Annotated in this window: 13 protein-coding genes and 1 pseudogene; 5 read left to right on the forward strand and 9 right to left on the reverse strand. The window is 68.0% G+C overall.

The window, feature by feature from the left end; all coding sequences use genetic code 11:
* Both H0W38_RS03275 and mdoH read left to right on the forward strand, forming a co-directional pair.
* A partial coding sequence (locus tag H0W38_RS03275; RefSeq protein ID WP_292451165.1) for an iron-containing alcohol dehydrogenase occupies positions 1–299 on the forward strand: 299 nt, incomplete at its 5' end.
* A gap of 731 nt (positions 300–1,030) precedes the next feature.
* Positions 1,031–3,343: a glucans biosynthesis glucosyltransferase MdoH gene (gene mdoH, locus H0W38_RS03280; RefSeq protein WP_292451167.1), complete on the forward strand. Its 2,313-nt coding sequence runs from the start codon at positions 1,031–1,033 to the stop codon at positions 3,341–3,343.
* 59 nt (positions 3,344–3,402) lie between these two features.
* Here mdoH and H0W38_RS03285 read toward each other — a convergent pair whose 3' ends face one another.
* The 6 genes from H0W38_RS03285 to H0W38_RS03310 all read right to left on the reverse strand — a co-directional run bounded on the left by H0W38_RS03285 (position 3,403) and on the right by H0W38_RS03310 (position 12,525).
* A complete protein-coding gene (locus tag H0W38_RS03285) occupies positions 3,403–5,880 on the reverse strand; it encodes a Tex family protein (RefSeq protein WP_292451169.1) in 2,478 nt (825 codons plus the stop codon).
* A gap of 55 nt (positions 5,881–5,935) precedes the next feature.
* Positions 5,936–7,510 carry a glucan biosynthesis protein gene (locus H0W38_RS03290; RefSeq protein WP_292451171.1) on the reverse strand — a complete coding sequence of 525 codons (1,575 nt, stop codon included), beginning with the start codon at positions 7,508–7,510 and terminating at the stop codon, positions 5,936–5,938.
* Between the two features lie 212 nt (positions 7,511–7,722).
* Positions 7,723–8,718, reverse strand: a complete 996-nt coding sequence (bioB, locus tag H0W38_RS03295) for a biotin synthase BioB (protein WP_292451173.1) — start codon at positions 8,716–8,718, stop codon at positions 7,723–7,725.
* Between the two features lie 63 nt (positions 8,719–8,781).
* Positions 8,782–10,158: a TIGR03862 family flavoprotein gene (locus tag H0W38_RS03300; RefSeq protein WP_292451175.1), complete on the reverse strand. Its 1,377-nt coding sequence runs from the start codon at positions 10,156–10,158 to the stop codon at positions 8,782–8,784.
* Positions 10,159–10,160: 2 nt separating this feature from the next.
* Positions 10,161–10,682: an ASCH domain-containing protein gene (locus H0W38_RS03305; RefSeq protein WP_292451177.1), complete on the reverse strand. Its 522-nt coding sequence runs from the start codon at positions 10,680–10,682 to the stop codon at positions 10,161–10,163.
* Positions 10,683–10,860: 178 nt separating this feature from the next.
* Positions 10,861–12,525: a hypothetical protein gene (locus tag H0W38_RS03310; protein WP_292451179.1), complete on the reverse strand. Its 1,665-nt coding sequence runs from the start codon at positions 12,523–12,525 to the stop codon at positions 10,861–10,863.
* A 94-nt stretch (positions 12,526–12,619) separates the two neighbouring features.
* Between H0W38_RS03310 and H0W38_RS03315 the strand changes: the two genes are divergently transcribed.
* The 3 genes from H0W38_RS03315 to H0W38_RS03325 all read left to right on the forward strand — a co-directional run bounded on the left by H0W38_RS03315 (position 12,620) and on the right by H0W38_RS03325 (position 14,638).
* Positions 12,620–13,330: a thioredoxin family protein gene (locus H0W38_RS03315; protein WP_292451181.1), complete on the forward strand. Its 711-nt coding sequence runs from the start codon at positions 12,620–12,622 to the stop codon at positions 13,328–13,330.
* Positions 13,331–13,429: 99 nt separating this feature from the next.
* On the forward strand, positions 13,430–13,924 hold the full coding sequence (locus H0W38_RS03320; protein ID WP_292451183.1) for a DUF4426 domain-containing protein: 495 nt from the start codon (positions 13,430–13,432) through the stop codon (positions 13,922–13,924).
* Between the two features lie 147 nt (positions 13,925–14,071).
* On the forward strand, positions 14,072–14,638 hold the full coding sequence (locus H0W38_RS03325; protein WP_292451185.1) for a chalcone isomerase family protein: 567 nt from the start codon (positions 14,072–14,074) through the stop codon (positions 14,636–14,638).
* A gap of 134 nt (positions 14,639–14,772) precedes the next feature.
* Here H0W38_RS03325 and H0W38_RS03330 read toward each other — a convergent pair whose 3' ends face one another.
* From H0W38_RS03330 to H0W38_RS03340, 3 genes and pseudogenes are all read right to left on the reverse strand, one after another.
* Positions 14,773–15,903, reverse strand: coding sequence for a PRC-barrel domain-containing protein (locus H0W38_RS03330; RefSeq protein ID WP_292451187.1), 1,131 nt, complete (start codon positions 15,901–15,903; stop codon positions 14,773–14,775).
* A 140-nt stretch (positions 15,904–16,043) separates the two neighbouring features.
* Positions 16,044–16,814 carry a PRC-barrel domain-containing protein gene (locus tag H0W38_RS03335; protein ID WP_292451188.1) on the reverse strand — a complete coding sequence of 257 codons (771 nt, stop codon included), beginning with the start codon at positions 16,812–16,814 and terminating at the stop codon, positions 16,044–16,046.
* A gap of 303 nt (positions 16,815–17,117) precedes the next feature.
* Positions 17,118–17,354 (reverse strand): annotated as a pseudogene (locus H0W38_RS03340) (hypothetical protein); the annotation flags it as partial.
* Between the last annotated feature and the right edge of the window lie 723 nt (positions 17,355–18,077).

The following is an 18,077-nucleotide window of genomic DNA, read 5'->3' on the forward strand; positions in this document are numbered from 1 at the left end:
ATGCGATGTTCCTGCCGGCCGTCGTGCGCTTCAACGCCGAGGCCGAGAGCGTCAAGGCCGAGCGCCGCCTCGAGCGCATGGCGCATGCCATGGGACTGGCGGCGGCGGGCGACATTCCCGAAGCGATCGTGGCGATGAACGCGCGCCTCGGCCTCGCACCCGGCCTGGCCGCGCTTGGCGTGGAGCGAGACTGCTTCGACAAGGTGATCGAGGGCGCACTCGCCGATCATTGCCACCAGACCAACCCGCGGCTGGCGAGCGCGGACGACTACCGGGCGATGCTCGAAGCGGCCATGTAGGCCCGGTCCGCGAGCGGGCTATTGCCCCGCACGCGGCCGTGCGCCGCTCGACCGTGCCGTGCTCGGCGAGCGCTGCGGTGGCCATGCGTCAGGCGCCGATCTAGGCGCCCACCAAGTGCACCGGCTGCGCGGATCGTGCCAACTACTCACCGAACAGATAACGGTCCAGCGCGCCCGGTGCCATTGCCCAGATGCTTGCCGTGCCCGCGGAGCGGCCTCGCTTTCGCGGATTGAGCGCCGCACGCTGCGCCCTGTCCTACAAACGGCTTGCAAGCCAGACTACAGCGGGCAAACCCTTACTTCTGTGAGAATTCGTCGGGCAGTGCTTCGAAACGTCCTCGATGCCTACAGCGTCGACTTCTTGAACCTGATCACCGACATCCTTCCATGCTGAATCCTCCCGTTCCCTGTCCGTCGTCGAACTTCCCGGCCTCCCGAACCGGGTGTACCGACGGTTGGCAGCTGCGGTTTGTAACGGTGCCGGGGTCAGCGTCCGTTTCACGGGCACAGAAGTTGCTCTATTGCCGGCAGCGCGGCGTGCCGGGACTGTCACGACCAGTGACAAAGCTTTGGTCCCTTTCGCGAACGCCCATCGTCCCCCCGTTATCAAGGCTGGAGGTTGAACTCGAAGGTTCATCGAGTTCATCTCCTTCAGCCTTGGCAGTCCCCTGCTTTCTTGCTGCATGACTCCGACGCGCTTGCCGAAACCCGACCCAAACTCTGCCCGCGCAATGAAGCCCACCGAAATGATTCCCGACGTATCGCCGCCTGCCGACGTCGCGACAGCCCCGCAACTCCTGCGCGGCAGCATGACGCCGCTGCCCTGGGCCGGCCTCTGCGGCAGCCTGCGCGCAGGGCTGGGTGCGGCGCTCGGTGGCAAGGCGGCAGCACTGCCGGTGGCTGCACCGGCGCTCTGGGCAGGTATCGCGGCCGACCGCCGCCGCCTGCTGCTGGCGCTGGTGGTGGGCAGCGCCACGTTCGCCACACTGGTGCTCGAGAGCGTCGCGCCGGTCGGTGACGGCAATCCCTGGGCCGGTGCCCAGACGGCCCTGTTCGCGCTGCTCTTCGCCTGGGTTTCGGCCGGCTGCGTGACGGCGGTCATGGGCTACCTGACGCTGCTGCGTGGTGACCGCCATGCGCTCACCGCGGCGGGTGTGGCCGACCACGCCATCGATTCGGCTGCGCGCACCGCGATCATCATGCCGATCTGCAACGAAGACATCGCCACCGTGGCCGCGGGTCTGCGCGCCACTTGCGAATCCTTGATCGCGGCGCAGCAGCAGGCCGGTGCGCCGCCGGTGTTCGACGTTTACCTGCTCTCCGATACCGCTGATCCGAAACTGCGCGAGGCCGAACTGCTGGCCTTGCACGCGCTGCGCGCCGCGCTCGGCGACCTGCCGGTCTACTACCGCTGGCGCCATCGCCGCACGAAGAAAAAGGCCGGCAACGTGGCCGACTTCTGCCGCCGCTGGGGCCGCCAGTATCGCTACATGATCGTCCTCGACGCCGACAGCGTGATGAGCGGCGAGGCGCTGCTCACCATGGTGCGCTTGATGGAGGCGCACCCGCGTGCCGGCATCGTGCAGACGGCGCCGCGCTCTTGCGGCCACGATTCGCTGCATGCCCGCGTGCAGCAGTTCGCCGGCCGGGTCAGCGGGGCGCTGTTCAGCGCCGGCCTGCGCTATTGGCAGCTCGGAGAATCGCATTACTGGGGCCACAACGCGATCCTGCGCGTCGAGCCATTCATGAAGCATTGCGCCTTGGCCCCGCTGGCCGGCCGGGGCGGTCTTTCGGGGCCGATCCTCTCGCACGATTTCGTCGAGGCCGCGCTGATGCGCCGCGCCGGCTACGAAGTCTGGCTGGTGCCCGACATCGAAGGCAGCTTCGAGCAGCCGCCACCGCATCTGATCGACGAGCTCACGCGCGACCGCCGTTGGTGCCAGGGCAACCTGCAGAACGCGCGGCTGGTGGCCGAGCCCGGCATCGCTGGCGTGCACCGCGCAATGTTCGTGACCGGCGCCATGTCGTACGTGGCTTCGCCGCTTTGGCTGGCCTTTGCCTTGCTAGGCGTGCTCCCCTGGCTCGTGAGCGGCAGCGGCAGCGGCGCCGGGGCTTCGGACGGCGGTCTGCCGATGGCTGCCGTCGGCCTGTGGGTTGCGACGCTTGCGCTGCTGTTCCTGCCCCGGGTGCTGGCCGTGCGGCTGATCGTGCAGCGCGGTGAAGCCGCTGCCTACGGCGGGACGGGCAAGCTGGCGGTGAGTGCTGTGCTGGAGGCGATGCTTTCAGCCCTGCAGGCGCCGGTGCGCATGGTGGCGCATTCCATCTTCGTGCTGGGGGCCCTCACCGGTTTGAAGCTGGCCTGGAAATCACCCTCGCGTGAAGCCACCGCGGTGGGCTGGCGCGAAGCTGCCGGTCGCTTCGGTTTGGTCGGCGCGCTGGTCGCCGCCGCGCTGGCCTGGTGGATGGCCGGTCAGCCGGCTGATGCTTGGCGTGTGCTGCCCTTGGCGCTGCCGCTCATGCTGGCCGTGCCGCTGGCGGTGGTGACGAGCCGCACGGGTCTTGGACGGGCCTGGCGTCGCCGCGGCTGGCTGCTGATTCCGGAGGAGACGCGTCCGCCGGCAGTGATGCAGGCGGCGTGGCGCCATGCCGGAGCCGAGACCGTCGAGTTCCCCCCGCAGGCTGAAGTGCCCGCCCCGCCGACGCCCGCAGCCTTGCAGCCAAGCTGGCAGGCTCGTCGTCCGGTTTCCAACCGGGGCAGCGCAGGCAGCTTGGCATGGCCCGGTGCCCGCAGCTTTGCATTCGCCAGCTTTGCGATGGCCAGCGTGGTCGCCATGATGGTGCCCAACACGGTGGCGACCGGCGGCTTGTCGGCCAGCGACTTGGCGGCGATGCGCATCGTGATGATGGCGTCCAGCCCGGAAGCCGCACCGCGGGTTCTGGAAGAACAGCGGCGCGCGACGATCCAGCGCGGTTTGCGCCGGGTGGCTGTCAAAGCCACCAGCGAAGCGGTTCGTCGCGTGAAGAGCCGCTCGACCAGCATTTGACGGGACAGACGAGCCGGTCTCCCCGGCTCGTTCGAATCTCGCAATTCACCGCGGCGGTTTCAGCGCTCGGTTCGCAGTTTCGCGAAAGCCGCCGCCATTGCACTGCTGGACTTGTCCGTTGAAGACCCCGCCGAGCGCGGCGTGGCGACGCGTTCGCCGCGAGCCGGTGCTTGGTAGGCGTTGCCGACGCCTGTTCGCGGCACGGGTGTGCCATCGAGCTTCATCGTCAGCGAAACCCGCCCTCGCGCCAGATCGACCTCGAGCACGCGTACTTTGACGACGTCGCCGGTCTTCACCACCTCGCGCGCATCACTGACGAACTTGTTGGACAGCTGACTCACATGCACCAGCCCGTCCTGGTGCACCCCCAGATCGACGAAGGCGCCGAACGCCGCCACGTTGCTGACCGTGCCCTCGAGCAGCATGCCGGGCTGCAGATCCTTCAGGTCTTCGATCCCGTCGTTGAAGCGGGCCGCCTTGAAGCCGGGGCGCGGATCGCGGCCGGGTTTTTCCAGCTCGGCCAGCACGTCCTTGACGGTGATCGCGCCGTGGCGCTCGTCCGCGAAGGCTTCCGGTTTCAAGGCGCGGATCACGTCGCTCTTGCCCATCACCTCACCGGCCGGGCGGCCCAGCGTCGCGACGATTCTCTCGACCAGCGGATAGGTCTCGGGGTGCACGCCGGAGCCGTCGAGCGGGTTGTCGCCGCCGCGGATGCGCAGGAAACCCGCCGACTGCTCGAAGGTCTTCTCGCCGAGCCCGCCCACCTCCCGCAACTGACGGCGGTTACCGAAGGCGCCGTGCGCGTCGCGCCAGCGCACGATGTTCGCCGCCACGGCCGCGCTCAGGCCGGACACGCGCGCCAGCAGCGGCGCCGAGGCGGTGTTCAGATCGACGCCGACCGAATTGACACAGTCCTCGACCACCGCATCGAGCATGCGCGCGAGTTCGCTCTGGTTCACGTCGTGCTGGTACTGGCCCACGCCGATCGATTTGGGATCGATCTTCACCAGCTCGGCCAGCGGGTCCTGCAGCCGACGCGCGATCGAGACCGCGCCGCGCAGGCTGACATCGAGCTCCGGCAACTCCTTGCTGGCGAACTCGGAGGCGGAGTAGATCGAGGCGCCGGATTCGCTGACGACCATCTTTTCGATGGGCGTTGCAGGCTCGGGTTGCGACGCGCTGGACGCCGAGCCGTCCGCCAGTCTCTTGATCAGGTCGGCCGCCAGCTTGTCGGTCTCGCGGCTGGCCGTGCCGTTGCCGATGGCGATGAGATTCACGCCGTGCGCCGCGGCGAGCCGGCCGAGCACGTGCAGCGAGCCGTCCCAGTCCTTGCGCGGCTCGTGCGGATAGACCGTCGCGGTGTCCAGCACCTTGCCGGTGTCGCTGACCACCGCGACCTTCACGCCGGTGCGGATGCCCGGGTCCAGCCCCATCACCACGCGCTTTCCTGCGGGTGCGGCGAGCAGCAGGTCGCGCAGGTTGTCGGCGAACACCTTGATCGCTACCTTCTCGGCCTCTTCGCGCAGCCGCGCGAAGAGGTCGCGCTCCAGGCTCAGGCTCAGCTTGACCTTCCAGGCCCAGGCGATGCACTTGCGGATCAGGTCGTCGCCGGCCCGGGCCCGATGGCTCCAGCCGAGGTTCAGGGCGATCCGGGCCTCGGCCATCGACACCTTGCCGGACACCGGCTCCTCTGCCAGCACCAGCTTGGCATCGAGGATCTGCTGCGTGCGGCCGCGAAACACCGCCAGCGCACGGTGCGAAGGCACCCTGGCGATCGGCTCGTCGTAGTCGAGATAGTCGCGCAGCTTGGCCACGTCGGGCTGCAGCGGGTCCTTGCCGTCCATCAGTTTCGAGCGGAAAAGACCCGTCTCCCACAGCCAGCCGCGCAGCGACTGCACCAGCCCCGCGTCCTCGGCCCAGCGCTCGGCGAGGATGTCGCGCACGCCGTCGAGCAAGGCCAGCGCGTCGGCAAAGCCCGCCTCGGCGAAGGCTGACGCGCCACTCTCATGAGCCGCTGCGAAGGACGCCGCCTCGTCCAGCGGTACCAACGTCGGGTCGCCGAACAGCCGGTCGGCCAGCGGCTCCAGACCCGCCTCGCGGGCGATCGTCGCCTTGCTGCGGCGCTTGGGCTTGTAGGGCAGGTAGAGGTCTTCGAGTTCCTGCTTGGTCGGCGCGGCGTCGATGGCGGCGCGCAGCTCGGCGCTGAGCTTGCCCTGCTCGTCGATGCTCTTGATTACCGCCGCCCGGCGCTCTTCCAGCTCGCGGAGATAAGAAAGGCGCGCTTCGAGGTCACGCAGCTGCGTGTCGTCGAGGTTGTCCGTCGCTTCCTTACGGTAACGGGCGATGAAGGGGACGGTGGCGCCGCCGTCGAGCAGATCGACGGCAGCCTTCACCTGAGCCGCTCGAACCTTCAGTTCGGTGGCGAGTTGCAGCAGGATCTTGTCGGCGGTATTCAACGTGAGAAGCCATGCGAAGTGCGGAGGAGACGCCGCGAAGCCGCGCAGTGTGCCACTGGCGACACCGGGCCGAACGCTCATGCCCGCCCTCTCCCCGCTTTGCCGGAGAAGAACCATTCGAACAACTGCCGGCGGCTCAGGCCAGGCTGCGCTCCGCCAGGGGCGGTGGGTTGTACTGGTACAGCCAGGTTTCGCTCATCGGCTGCCCGGCGCTGCTGAGGAACAGGCGCAGGTCGATGGGCTCCTCGTCTGCGGGCGGCACCAAGTCGAACATCGCGCGCCAGCCGTTGATCGAGTGCAGGGGCCGCGCGGAGGTGATCTCGATCTTGCCGCGCGAGGCCGTGACGACCGCCTCGACCTTCGCTTTGGGGCCGAGCAGGCCCAGGTCGCCACCGGCGAAGTCGACCGCGAAGCGCCACGAGAAGTGCTTGCGGGCCTGGCCGACCACGCCGCCCAGGCCGGTGCGCGTGGCGAGGCAGCGCGCCATCGGCGGCACCACCGGCTGGGCGCCCCAGTGCAATCGATAGGAGAAGAGCAATTCCTCGCCGGGCTGGGGCGCGCGATCGGGATTCCACAGCACGACGATGTTGTCGAAGGTTTCGTCGACTGTCGGAATCTCGATCAACTGGACCGAACCGGCCTCCCAGCCGGCTTTCGGCTCCACCCACAGGCTCGGGCGCTTCTCGTAGAAGACGCCGTCGTCTTGGTAGTTGTCGAAGTCGCGGTCGCGCTGCATGAGGCCGAAGCCGCGCGGGTTATTGTCCTTGTAGGCGTTGAAGCGCAGCACCCGCGGGTTGTTCAGCGGGCGCCAGATCCATTCGCCTTCGCCAGTGAACATCTGCAGGCCGTCGCTGTCGTGGATCTCGGGGCGCCAGTCGTTGGCCATGCGGCGGTCGTTCTCGCCGGTCTGGAACATGCTGGTGAGCGGCGCGATGCCCAGCCGCTCGATCGGCTTGCGCGGGTACAGCGCGGCGTCGATGTCCATCAGCTGGACATCGCCCGGCGTGATGACGAAGCGGTAGGCGCCGGCGATGCTGGGCGAATCAAGCAGCGCGTAAACCGTGATGGTGCTGGCACCCGGCGCGGGCTTCTCGAGCCAGAACGCGACGAAGTTCGGGAACTCCTCGGCCCGTGGCAGGCCGGAGTCGATCGCAAGGCCACGTGCCGACAGGCCGTATTGCCACTGCCCGCCGACGGCGCGGAAATAACTCGCGCCGAGAAAGGCGCAAATGTCGCGTTCCGGATCGGTGTGGAAGTTCAGGCGGAAGCCGGCAAACCCCAGGTCCTTCGGCAACTGGCTGCCCTGCACGCCGCTCTTGCCGTAATCGAACATCGCGGGGTTGTAGGCGACTTCGCGAGCTTGGCCATCGACAAGTTCATGAATGCGGACCGGCGTCTTGAAGAACAAGCCGAGGTGAAAGAACTGCGCCTGCAGACGCAGCCGGTCGTCGCGCCACAGTGCGTGTTCGGGACGAAAGCGGATCGCCTGGTGCTGGTCCCAGTCGAGCGAATCGATGGCCGGGGGCAGCGTGGCAGGCGGTGCCCGGTAAGCCTGGGCTGCCAACTCGCGCGCCCGGCCCTTGAGCCCGGCATAGTCGAAAGGCCGCGGCTTGCCGACGGTTTCGAGCGTGGCGGCGCCGGCCACGTGAACGAACAGGGTTTGAAGGGCAGCGGAGGCGGCCAGGCCGCCGACGAAATGTCTTCTATGCATGAACCGGTCGTGTTGTCGTGGAAACCAGCTCGCCGCACGGGCCGAAGAGGCGAAGCGTCCACTCGCCGGGTCACTGCCCGACGCGGACGCGATGCAACGACGGCGATGCAGCGAGAAACAGCGCAGCGTAGCGGCCCGCCGACGCCCGGTCTGTAGGACAGCAGCCAGAGTTCTGTAAACGGCCGCGTCCGGCCGCCGACTCGCAGGGTCGATCAGACGGCGCGCAAACCCAGCATCTCGAACAGCGCCTCGTCGCGGGCGACGTCCGGATTGCCGGTCGTGAGCAGCTTCTCGCCGTAGAAGATGGAGTTGGCGCCGGCCAGAAAGCACAGCGCCTGGATGGCGTCGCCCATCTGCTGGCGGCCCGCCGACAGCCGCACGTAGGCCGTCGGCATGGTGATGCGCGCCACGGCGATGGTGCGCACGAACTCGAAGGGATCGAGCTTGTCGGTGCCGGCCAGCGGCGTGCCTTCCACCTGCACCAACTCATTGATCGGCACCGACTCCGGGTGCGGGTCGAGGTTGGCAAGCTGCGCCACCAGACCGGCCCGCTCGCGCCGGCTTTCGCCCATGCCGACGATGCCGCCGCAGCATACGTTCATGCCGGCCTCGCGCACATAGGCCAGGGTCTGCAGCCGCTCCTCGTACACGCGCGTGCCGATGATGCGGCCGTAGGCCTCGGGCGATGTATCGAGGTTGTGGTTGTAGTAATCGACGCCGGCTTCCTTGAGTGCCGCGGCCTGGGGCCGGCTCAGCATGCCGAGCGTGCAGCAGGCCTCGAGGCCGAGCGACTTGACTTCGCGCACCAGCGCGGCCACCTTTTCGATGTCGCGGTCCTTTGGCTCGCGCCAGGCCGCGCCCATGCAAAAGCGTGTGGCGCCGGCCGCGACCGCCGCCTCGGCTGCGGCGCGCACGGCGCTCGGCTCCATCAGCTTGTCGGCCTCGACGCCCGTGTCGTAGTGCACCGACTGCGGGCAGTAGGCGCAGTCCTCCGGGCAGCCGCCGGTCTTGATGGACAGCAGGGTCGAACGCTGCACCGCGTTGGCGTCGAAGTGCTCGCGGTGCACCTGCTGGGCGCGAAACATCAGGTCGTTGAACGGCAGGTCGAACAAGGCCAGCGTGGCTTCGACGCTCCAGCGTTCGCGTGCGGGGTGGAGGTGGCGCGCCTCGGGGCGCAAGACGTGAACAGGCTGAATGGAGGCATTCATGGGAGGCTGTGCGATGGGAGTGTCTACAGATGCCGGGGGTTCTAACACAGGGTATCGGTAAGCTCAGGGCGTACTTGCGTTGCTGGCCAGCCAGTCGAGCGCACCCTGCCCCGCCACCCGCCCGCTGGCCATGCTCGCCGTGATCAAGTAGCCGCCCGTGGGCGCTTCCCAGTCGAGCATTTCGCCTGCGCAGAACACGCCCGGCACGGCGCGCAGCATGAGACGCTCATCCAGCGATGGCAGGCGCACGCCGCCGGCAGTGCTGATCGCTTCGGCGATCGGCCGGGGCGCGACCAGCCGCAGCGGCAGCGCCTTGCACGCCGCCGCAAGCTGCACCGGGTCGTGCATCGCCTCTTTGCCGAGCACTTCATACAGCAGCGCTGCCTTGACGCCGGTGATGCCGAGCCGGCTCCTCAGTTGCGTGGCCAGCGTGCGCGCCCCCCGTGGACGCCCGACTTCCGCGGCGACGAACTCGGCGCTGCGGTCGGGGAGGAGATCGAGGTGGATCGTCGCGGCGCCTTGCGCTGCGATCTCGTCGCGCAGTGCGCTCGACGCTGCGTAGACCAGGCTGCCTTCGATGCCGGTGGCCGTGACGACGAACTCGCCCTGGCGCCGGAACTGCGCTGCGTGCCGGTCGGTGAAGGCCAGCACCACCGGCTTGATCGGCGCCCCGGCGAAGCGCTCGCGGAAATGCGCGCTCCATCCGGGCGGCTGACCGGCTTGGCCGACGTCGAAGCCGCAGTTCGAGGGCAGCAGCGGCGCCACCTCCACGCCGCGGGCCGCCAGCGGCGCGACCCAGGCGCCGTCCGAGCCGAGCTGCGGCCAACTGGCACCGCCCAGCGCCAGCACCACCGCGTCGGCCGTCGCGGCGCGCTCGCCCTGCGGCGTGGCGAAACGCAGTGCGCCGTCTTCCGACCAGCCCTCCCAGCGGTGCCGACTGTGAAAACCGACGCCGGCCGTACGCAGACGGTGCAGCCAGGCGCGCAGCAGCGGCGCGGCCTTGAGGTCGGTCGGAAACACGCGGCCCGAACTGCCGACGAAGGTGCTGATGCCGAGGCCATCGGCCCAGTCGCGCAACCCGCTCGGCGGCAGCACCTCCAGCCAGGCGCCGACCGCTTCGGCGCGCGGGCCGTAACGCGTGCCGAAGTCCGCCAGCGGCTCGCCGTGGGTGAGGTTCAGGCCGCCCTTGCCCGCCAGCAGGAACTTGCGACCCACCGAGGGCATGGCGTCGTACAGATCGACGCGCGCCCCGCCGGCTGCCAACTCCTCGGCCGCCATCAGCCCGGCCGGCCCGCCGCCAATGACGGCCACCTTGGCCGCGGCCGGGGTGTCGCCGTCGAACTGGCGGCATTCGCTGGGCGCCGATGCGCCGCCGACAGTTGCGGATAACGCCGACGTCGACGCCGACGCGCGCCCAGCGTCGCCGGCAGGCGCTGCCATGCTCATCCTTCTTCGCGCAGGTCTTGCGCAGGCGCGGCTGTCACCGGCTGGGGCCACACGATCTCGAAATGCTCGAGCACCAGTTCCAGGCTCTCGCTCGCCTCGAAGCCTTCGCGCTCGCCGCGCTCGGCGAAGTCCTGGCGGTGCGCGGAGAGCCACCAGCGCAGGCTCAGGTCGCCCTCGCCGGCCTCGAAGGCGAAGCGGTCGTCGATGTCGTGAAAGTGGCGCAGCTCGACGTGGGTGTTGCGCACGATGGCGCGCGGCTGGCCGGCGCCGTCGAGCACCACGAGGTGGTCGCCCGGCTGCGGCAGCGACTCCAGGTCCTTCTGGAAATCGCGGTGCAGCGTGGCATGCGCGCGCTTAATGCCGCGGGCCACCAGATCGGCCAGTTCGTCGGCGAGCGGCCGTGTGTGGCCGAGGGCACTGGCCGCGAAGCCTTCGACCTTGACGCCGCATTGGCGCTGGTAGTCGAGCCAGAAGGGCTCGATGTCCTCGGCGCGGCCGGGTTGGGGCGACGCACTCATCGAAGTGCCCTTGCCGCGAGGCCATGCGTGCATCGCAAGGCTTCTGCCGGGAGGCGCTGCGCGCATGGAAAACCGGCGGTGAAGCGGCGTGGCGCAGACGCGGGAACAGGCGACATGTCAATGCGGATCGGTGTCATCGCAGGCAGTTTGACATGCGACCCCGGCCGCGACCGGCAGGCTATGCGCTGCGAAACCGGGTCGCCTTCACGAACACGATCGCCAGCAGCGGCAGCACCAGACCTATCGCGGTCGCGGTGATGAACAGCCACCCGAGTTCGCTGTAGTCGGCCGGCACCTGCACAGCCCCGCCCGGGCCCTTGACCTCGCGCGAGACGAGGAACACCTCATTGAGGTATTTCGTTCCGAGCTGCGAGGCCGACAGGGCCAGGTTCGTGAACGAGGCCATCACGGCGAAAAAGGTCGCTTTAAGACGGTCCGGTGCCGAGTTGGCGATCCACGCCAGCATGGGCACCATGGCGATCTGGCCGAGCGGCGACTCGAGCGCCGTGTCGATGAGCGCAATCGCTCGGGCGTCGATCACGCCGCCGGTGAGCGCTGCCGTCCATTCGTGCAGCCCGTAGTACATGCCCACGATCGGCAGGCTGAGCAGCGTGCTGGCGACGGTGAGCAGGCCGACGATGTAGGCGATCGAGCGCTCGGCCATGAAGCGGCGGAAGACGAACAGACCCGCCAGCGTCAGCACGCTGCCCAGGAGCGACAGCGTGGCGATGAACTGCTGGTCGAAATCGAGCTCGTCGATCATCCACCACGTCGAGCCCGCGCCCGGCCCGGGCATCGCCCGGAAAACGAAGATGACCACGGCCGTGCCGACCAGCACGTTGCGCGCCTCGGGCGGCAGCTCGCGCGTGAGCTGCCGGATGAGAAACAGCACGATCGCCATCGAGGCCACGAAGATGATCTCCTGCCCGGCCGCCACGTTGCCCAGGCCGACCGCGACCGCGACGGCCGCGAACGCAAGCCCGCCGCCGAGGATCCACCAGTTGATCGGCGGGGGCTCGCCGTGCGGATTCATCATCGCGCGCAGTTGCTCGTCGGAGAACCCCTTCCCGGCGAGCCCGGCCCCCTGGCGCCAGCGCAACCACAGGCCGAGCGCGACGCCAAGCACCGACACCACCGGAATGATCAGCGCGAGTTCGTAGATGCGCAGATAGAGCCGGGCCAGCTCGTCCGGAGGCAGGCCGCCGGCATCGCGCAGCAGCACCACGTTGGCCACCGAGATCAGCACCGAGCCGCCGATGATCGCCACGCGGCCGAGCGTCTGCATGGTGGTGTGCATGGAGCGCAGCACGGCCGGCGCGATGGGCTGGCCTTCTGCGTCGAAGCGCGGCACCGCCTCCACCGTCATGGCGTCGGCCACCGTGTCCTGCACGACATAGCCGATGGGAGCCAGCAGCGCCGACAGCACGAACCAGGCTTCCACCGTGGCGACCGCCTGCATGGCCTCGGTATGGCCGAGCAGGCCGATCATGATGAAGAGGCTTGCGGCGATCAGGCCGGCGCCGATGAACACCAGGCCGGCCTTCCAGCGCCACAGCAGATCGACGAGGTGCCCGAGCGGCATCTTGAGCGACCATGGCAGCGTGGCCCAGAAGCCGAGTGCGGCGAGGAACTCGGCCGACAGCCCCAGACGCTCCTTCACGTAGAAGGTGCCGACGATGGCGGTGAGCCCCGAGATGCCCGCGGCGACGTAGACCATCAGCGGCGGCAGATACGACCAGCGCATTTCGCGCCCGAGCCCGAGGACGTTGCGGTCCGTCCACCGACGCACGGCGGCGACTGCGGCGGCAAACTGGGACGACTGGGCGGCGGGATCGGTACTCACCGCGCGGAACATATCAGGTCGTGCGGGCTCGTCGTGGCCGGTGTCAGGTTTGCAGACCCCCGGCGACCAAGCTTCATTCAACGAGGAAGTCGACATGCGCCCTGCCCTGACCGCCCTCATCGTCTGCCTGCCCCTGGCCGCTGCTGCGGCGCCCGACACGCAGCAGTGCTCCGCGCAGTCCGGCGACCGTGCGCCGATGGTGGTGGAGCTGTACACGTCGGAGGGCTGCAGTTCCTGCCCGCCGGCCGACCGCTGGGTGAGCGGCCTGAAAGGCCGAAGCGACGTCGTCGCGCTGGCCTTTCATGTCGACTACTGGGACCGCCTGGGCTGGAAAGATCGCTATGCCAGCCCCGCGTGGACACAGCGCCAGTACGCCATGGGCGCACGCAGCGGCGCGAAATTCGTCTACACGCCGCAGGTGCTGCTCAACGGCCGCGACTACCGGCGCTGGCCCGGGTTGCCCGGTAGCCGCGAGCCTGCTGACGTGGAGGTGCGTCTCGTGCGCGAGGGTGAGGACTACGTCGCCCGAGTGGCCCGCCGGCCCGGCGCGCCGGCTTTGCTGGCGGGCTATTGGGCGGTGACGCAAGACGATCTCGTCAGCGAGGTCAGGACCGGCGAGAACGCCGGCGCCACGCTCAGGCACGACGCCGTGGTGCGCGAACTGCGCGAGGTGGCGGTCGTGGGCAGCGAGACCTTGCGCTTCACGCCGCAAGCGCCAGCCGGCACGGCGGCCAGGCGGGTGCAGTTCGTGGTCACCGACAGCCGCACCGGAGTGCCGTTGCAGGCGGTCGGGCTGGGCTGCTGAAGCCGCGCCAGGCTTCCCGCCCTGGGGGAATCGGGTCAAGCTTCCTGGCCTTTGCGTCGGGGCCGAGGGGGCGGGCATGCGACGTGCTCGCAACCGGCAATGCACCTGCCCTCACTGTCCTTTTTCGTCGCCCTGTGCCTGAGCGGCGCGACCGTTCTCGCGCACGCGCAGGGGGCGCTCGACCGCAACGACGCCCCCGGGCGCGCCGGCCCGCCCGTGCACGTTTCCGAGTTCGGCCCCTACACCGTGCGCGCGAGCGCCATCGGCAGCGAGGTGCTGCCGCCCGGCACCGCCGAACGCCATGACATCGATCGCGCAGCAGATTGTGGCGTGCTCAACCTGGTGATCCTGGAACGACGCGACGGACGGCAGGCGACCGTGCCGGCCACGGTCACGGCCAGCAAGGACAACCTTCTCGGGCAGACCGAAGAGATTGCGATGCGCGAAGTGCGCGAGAACGGGCGCGTGTCCTACTTCGGCACCTTCGGCTTCGCGCCCCTGCGCAACTTTCGCTTCACGATCACCGCCCAGCCGGACGGCAGCAGCGAGACGCTGCGCATCGAATTCGAAGACCGCTTCGTGGTCGGCAGGTGAGGCGACCCGCCACACGCATGGCATTGAGCAAGAACAGCCTGCTCGTCGCCCCGATGGCGCCGGGGACTTTTGTCGTGCTGCCTTGTGGGTCTCGGTCGGATCGACCAACAACTCTGCTGCAGGCATGCGGAGTGCTGAACAACGCTCATGCCGATACGTTGGTGCAACCCGCTGCACCCGGTCGCCTTCGCGGTCGCCCTGCTCGCCTGCACGCCGCTCGTCGCCCAGAGCACGCGTGCAGGCGTCGAGTTGCCTTCGACCTTTGAAGCGGAGGGCAAAGTGCTCGCACTCGCGAGTTGTGGCGTGCGCGACACCCTGTGGATCGAGCACTACGTGGCCGCGCTCTACGTGCGGCCGGGCCAGCCGACGGCCGACCGGCTTCGCGACCCGGGGGAACCCAAGGCGATCCTGATGCACGTGGTGCGGGAGGCGTCGCTGCCGCAGCGCATCCCCGAGCAGTGGCGCGAGCCGCTGCGCGAGGAATTGAAAGAGGAACCGCTGACGCAGGTGCGCACGGCCTACGCCGAGCTTGGTGCCGGCGACCGGGTGCGGCTCACTTACGTCCCCGGCAAGGGCGCGACGATCCGCGTGAACGACGGCGTGGTGGCGACCACGCCAAGCCACGACCTGATCAGTGCGGTGCTGCACACCTGGGCCGGCAAGGACCCGCTATCAGGCAAGCTGCAGCGGCTGTTGCTCGAACACCCTTGCTGAGTCGGTGTTGCCCGCGCAAGCGGGTTGGCTTGGCCAGCGCCGCCCGCATCGCCCGGGCCGCCGTTCGAGCGCGAAAGCCCTGCGCTCGCTCGCCCGTTGGCGGTCGAGCGATCACAGATCACAGGCTTCGAGGATCAGCGACCCGGTTCGATCGTGTAGTTGCTGTTGAACTCGTCCCGGCTGATGCGGTTGTCGCCGTTCCTGTCGAAGCGCTTCCAGTTGCGGTCCACATCGGCCGTGTCCTTGACCTCGGCCTTGTCGAGCGAACCGTTCTTGTCTTCGTCAAGGCGAGAAAACAGACCCGCGGGCGGGGTGCCCGATTCGGCCATCTTGTCGCTGGACATCCTTCCGCCGGCCATGCTGCCACCCGCGGCGCCCGCGGTGCCGCCCTTCGCTGTCGCCGGCAGGACCGTCACGAAATAGCGGTCGATATCGGCGACCCACACGCGGTCGTTCAAGTTCTCGTAGCGGCTGTCGGGAAAGCTCTTCATCGCCTGGAGCTTGGTCTTGGTGATGTCGAGCACCAGTTCGTCCTTCCCGTCGGTCAGATTGAACGACGTCAGCGGGAAGGCATAGTTCTGCTCCGGTGAAGCCAAGCTCGGGTCGAACTCGAGCACGGCGTAGTGCACCTTCTGTGTGGCCATGTTGACGATCAACTCCTCGATCTCGCCGATCTTCTCGCCGCTCTTGCTGTTCACGTCCTTGCCGATCAGGTCGCTTGCGCGGTGCGCCCGTGCGCCGCGCGACGGCTGCTTGATCCCCTGCACCGTATCGAGCTTGGCGAGGTAGTCGGGGTCGTCCCAGATGCCGTCGTCCCAGCCGGCGCGGTCGATCTTCGCGCGCTCTAGCTTGGCTTCGCTCATGTTGTAGACCACGTCGTCGCGGTCGGCGGCAATGCGCAACTCAGTGGTCGGCACGGCATACAACTCCTCGCCCTGCAGGATGCCCGGGTCGAATTTCAGGATCGCGTAGCGCACGTCGCCGGTCTTCATGTCGACGATCATGTCGCCGATCTCGCCGATGTTGTTGCCCTTCGGGTTGCGCACGCTCATGCCGATCATCTCGCTGGCACGCACCCCGCGGTACTGCATTTTCTGGGTGGCCTTGCTGCCGGTCGTCGCACTGTTTACCTGACCCTTGTTGGTGCCGGTGTTGGTTTGCGCATGGCTCGGCATGGAGAAGCCGACAGCGACCGCTGCAGGGATGAGGGCGAGCCGGGCGAGTTTGGAAAGCGTCGTGTTGCTCGAGAGGCTTGTGTTGTGCATGGTGCTTCTCCTGGATAGAAATAAAGGACTGCTTCGCGAGCCCAAAAAGCGGTGATACATCTGGATACGGGCAAGTCGCATACCTGTGCAGCCTTCTTGGATGAATCGTTCTCTGCGGCCAAATGAGAAGGCCACTTGTTTCAGCTCCTTTCGTGCGGGGATCGAATCACCGTCTCTTCGTCGCCCGACGGCGGCGCATCGCGGTCGTAGGGTGGGCTAGCCTTGACCGCTTCGCGCGTGAGCTTCACCCGCACCTGGCGGGCGCTCCAGTCGACGCTTTCGATGGCCTCAGGCGAAATCAGCACGAGTCGCCCCGGCAGCCAGTTGCGCGTGTCGACGACGGCCTGGCGTATTTGCCAGGAGCGTTCGTCGAACAGGAAATCCTCGATGTGACCGATGCTGCCGTCGCTGGCCTCGACGTGGTAGCCGATCACCTCCTTGCTGCTGCGCAGGTTCGGGTCGGCGGCGGCATCCTCGGCCTGCGCCGCGCGCTGCGACAGCTCACGGGCACGGCCGTCTTCGACCTGCGGTATTGCCATGGCGCCGACGGTCAGCGGATAGGCCGCCGCGCCCCACAAGCCGGTGCCGGTCCAGTAGTAGGGGTAGCCGTAGTGATCCGAGAAGGCGATCTCGTGCTGCCGCGAGACCGGCTTGTCGGCGTCGATGCCCGGCGCATCCTCGATCTGCTGGCGCGACAGGGCCACGGCAAGCTGGTCGCGTTCGCGGTCGAGCCGCTCGATCGAATGCGGCGAGATGAGCACCTTGCGCCCGGACAACCAGCCACCGGTGTCCACGACGAGATGCCGGATCACCCAGTGCCGGTCGTCGAAATAGACCTCGCGCACGCGGCCGATCTCGCCGTCGCGGGCGTCGAGCTGGAAACTATTGAGTTGCTTGGTGCTGCAGAGCATGGCTGAGTCCTCCAACGAAGTCGACGTTTTCTTATGGGCAGAGCTTGTGCCCGGCGCAACGACGGCGGCTTCTCGGTGAGGCTTGGGGGCGCACGCAATGACCCCGATTCCGAGCGCGGGAAGAGGTGCGGCAAAACGATCCGCCATTGCGAGGTCGGGTTCTTCGAGCGGCCCTTGACCGGCCGCGCCCTGCGGCTCAGGCGTGGGAGCGCAGCGCCTGCGGATGGCTGTAGATGTAGAAGCGCTTTTCGCGCACGGCGGCGAACACCGCTTGCGCCACTTGCACGGCGGTCACCTTGCGGCGTCGGCCCTGGCGGCGGCCAGCATCATCGGCGTGAAAACGCGCACGCTGTGGGCCACGCCCATGAGGTTGACGCCGACGACCCATTCCCAGTCGGCCAGGGTGTGCTCCCAGATCAGGCCACCGGCACCGACGCCCGCGAGCGCGTCGGCCTGCACGTCACCCATGACGACGTTCATGCCTTCACGGGCGGCGATGCGCGCCACCTCCAATCCGAAGCCGGAACCGGCGCCGGCAATAACGGCCGTTGTCTTGTTTGCGCTATTTGTGAGAGAACTCGCTTAAGCGACTGTCACGTCATGGTTTTGCTAATCAACAAAGCGGCAATCAGAAACCGGTTCGACCGTTCGTCGATTTCCTTCTAAAACTCGTGGGCTTTTGGCCGATAAAACATGATGTTTTTATTGATAAATCAACCATAAGTCGTTGTCGGAAAATAAGTTCAAGCAATGACCTTGTTGATCTCAAAGCCGATCCGAGGTTGCCGTAGTCGCTGGCTGCCACGCTGACCGTCTCGCCGGCTTCGAAGCCCAGCCTGGCGTGCACACCGCCCGGCTCGGGCGCGCCGGCACCTGCGGCGATCTGCAGCGCCTCGGCGGCGTGCCCCGCGACCGGTTACCGCTCATACCAAGGTGCATTCGATCGGCCAGGAATACTGCGATCGAGTCCAGCTCCGCATGGGTCGGCAACCGGCCCGTTGCTGACCTTCGGCCAGTGTTGGTATTGCGTTGCGGATGTTGTGGGGGAGCAAAGCCGCGGGCGGGCGGCGGGCTTCGCTTCGGTGCGGCGGTCGGCCCTGCGGGCCGACTGCGCTGCGCTGCTCGGTCTCGTGGCTGCGTCGCAGAACTCGCTTCGTTCGCTGCGCTTACTGCGCTCAGACAGCCGCGACGAGTCAGATGACGAAGCGCGCTGCGCGCGCAGCCACGAGCCCTGCGCTGCTCGCCGCCGCACAGGCGCTGCGC

This window comes from Methylibium sp., from assembly GCF_013817365.1.
GTDB lineage: Bacteria > Pseudomonadota > Gammaproteobacteria > Burkholderiales > Burkholderiaceae_C > Methylibium.

Excerpts from the sequence above, each read along its gene's own strand:
- mdoH (WP_292451167.1), top strand. The coding sequence starts at position 1,031 with ATGAAGCCCACCGAAATGATTCCCGACGTATCGCCGCCTGCCGACGTC.
- bioB (WP_292451173.1), bottom strand. The coding sequence starts at position 8,718 with ATGAATGCCTCCATTCAGCCTGTTCACGTCTTGCGCCCCGAGGCGCGC.
- H0W38_RS03325 (WP_292451185.1), top strand. The coding sequence starts at position 14,072 with ATGCCGATACGTTGGTGCAACCCGCTGCACCCGGTCGCCTTCGCGGTC.
- H0W38_RS03330 (WP_292451187.1), bottom strand. The coding sequence starts at position 15,903 with ATGCACAACACAAGCCTCTCGAGCAACACGACGCTTTCCAAACTCGCC.
- H0W38_RS03320 (WP_292451183.1), top strand. The coding sequence starts at position 13,430 with ATGCACCTGCCCTCACTGTCCTTTTTCGTCGCCCTGTGCCTGAGCGGC.
- H0W38_RS03290 (WP_292451171.1), bottom strand. The coding sequence starts at position 7,510 with ATGCATAGAAGACATTTCGTCGGCGGCCTGGCCGCCTCCGCTGCCCTT.
- H0W38_RS03285 (WP_292451169.1), bottom strand. The coding sequence starts at position 5,880 with ATGAGCGTTCGGCCCGGTGTCGCCAGTGGCACACTGCGCGGCTTCGCG.
- H0W38_RS03335 (WP_292451188.1), bottom strand. The coding sequence starts at position 16,814 with ATGCTCTGCAGCACCAAGCAACTCAATAGTTTCCAGCTCGACGCCCGC.
- H0W38_RS03315 (WP_292451181.1), top strand. The coding sequence starts at position 12,620 with ATGCGCCCTGCCCTGACCGCCCTCATCGTCTGCCTGCCCCTGGCCGCT.
- H0W38_RS03300 (WP_292451175.1), bottom strand. The coding sequence starts at position 10,158 with ATGGCAGCGCCTGCCGGCGACGCTGGGCGCGCGTCGGCGTCGACGTCG.
- H0W38_RS03305 (WP_292451177.1), bottom strand. The coding sequence starts at position 10,682 with ATGAGTGCGTCGCCCCAACCCGGCCGCGCCGAGGACATCGAGCCCTTC.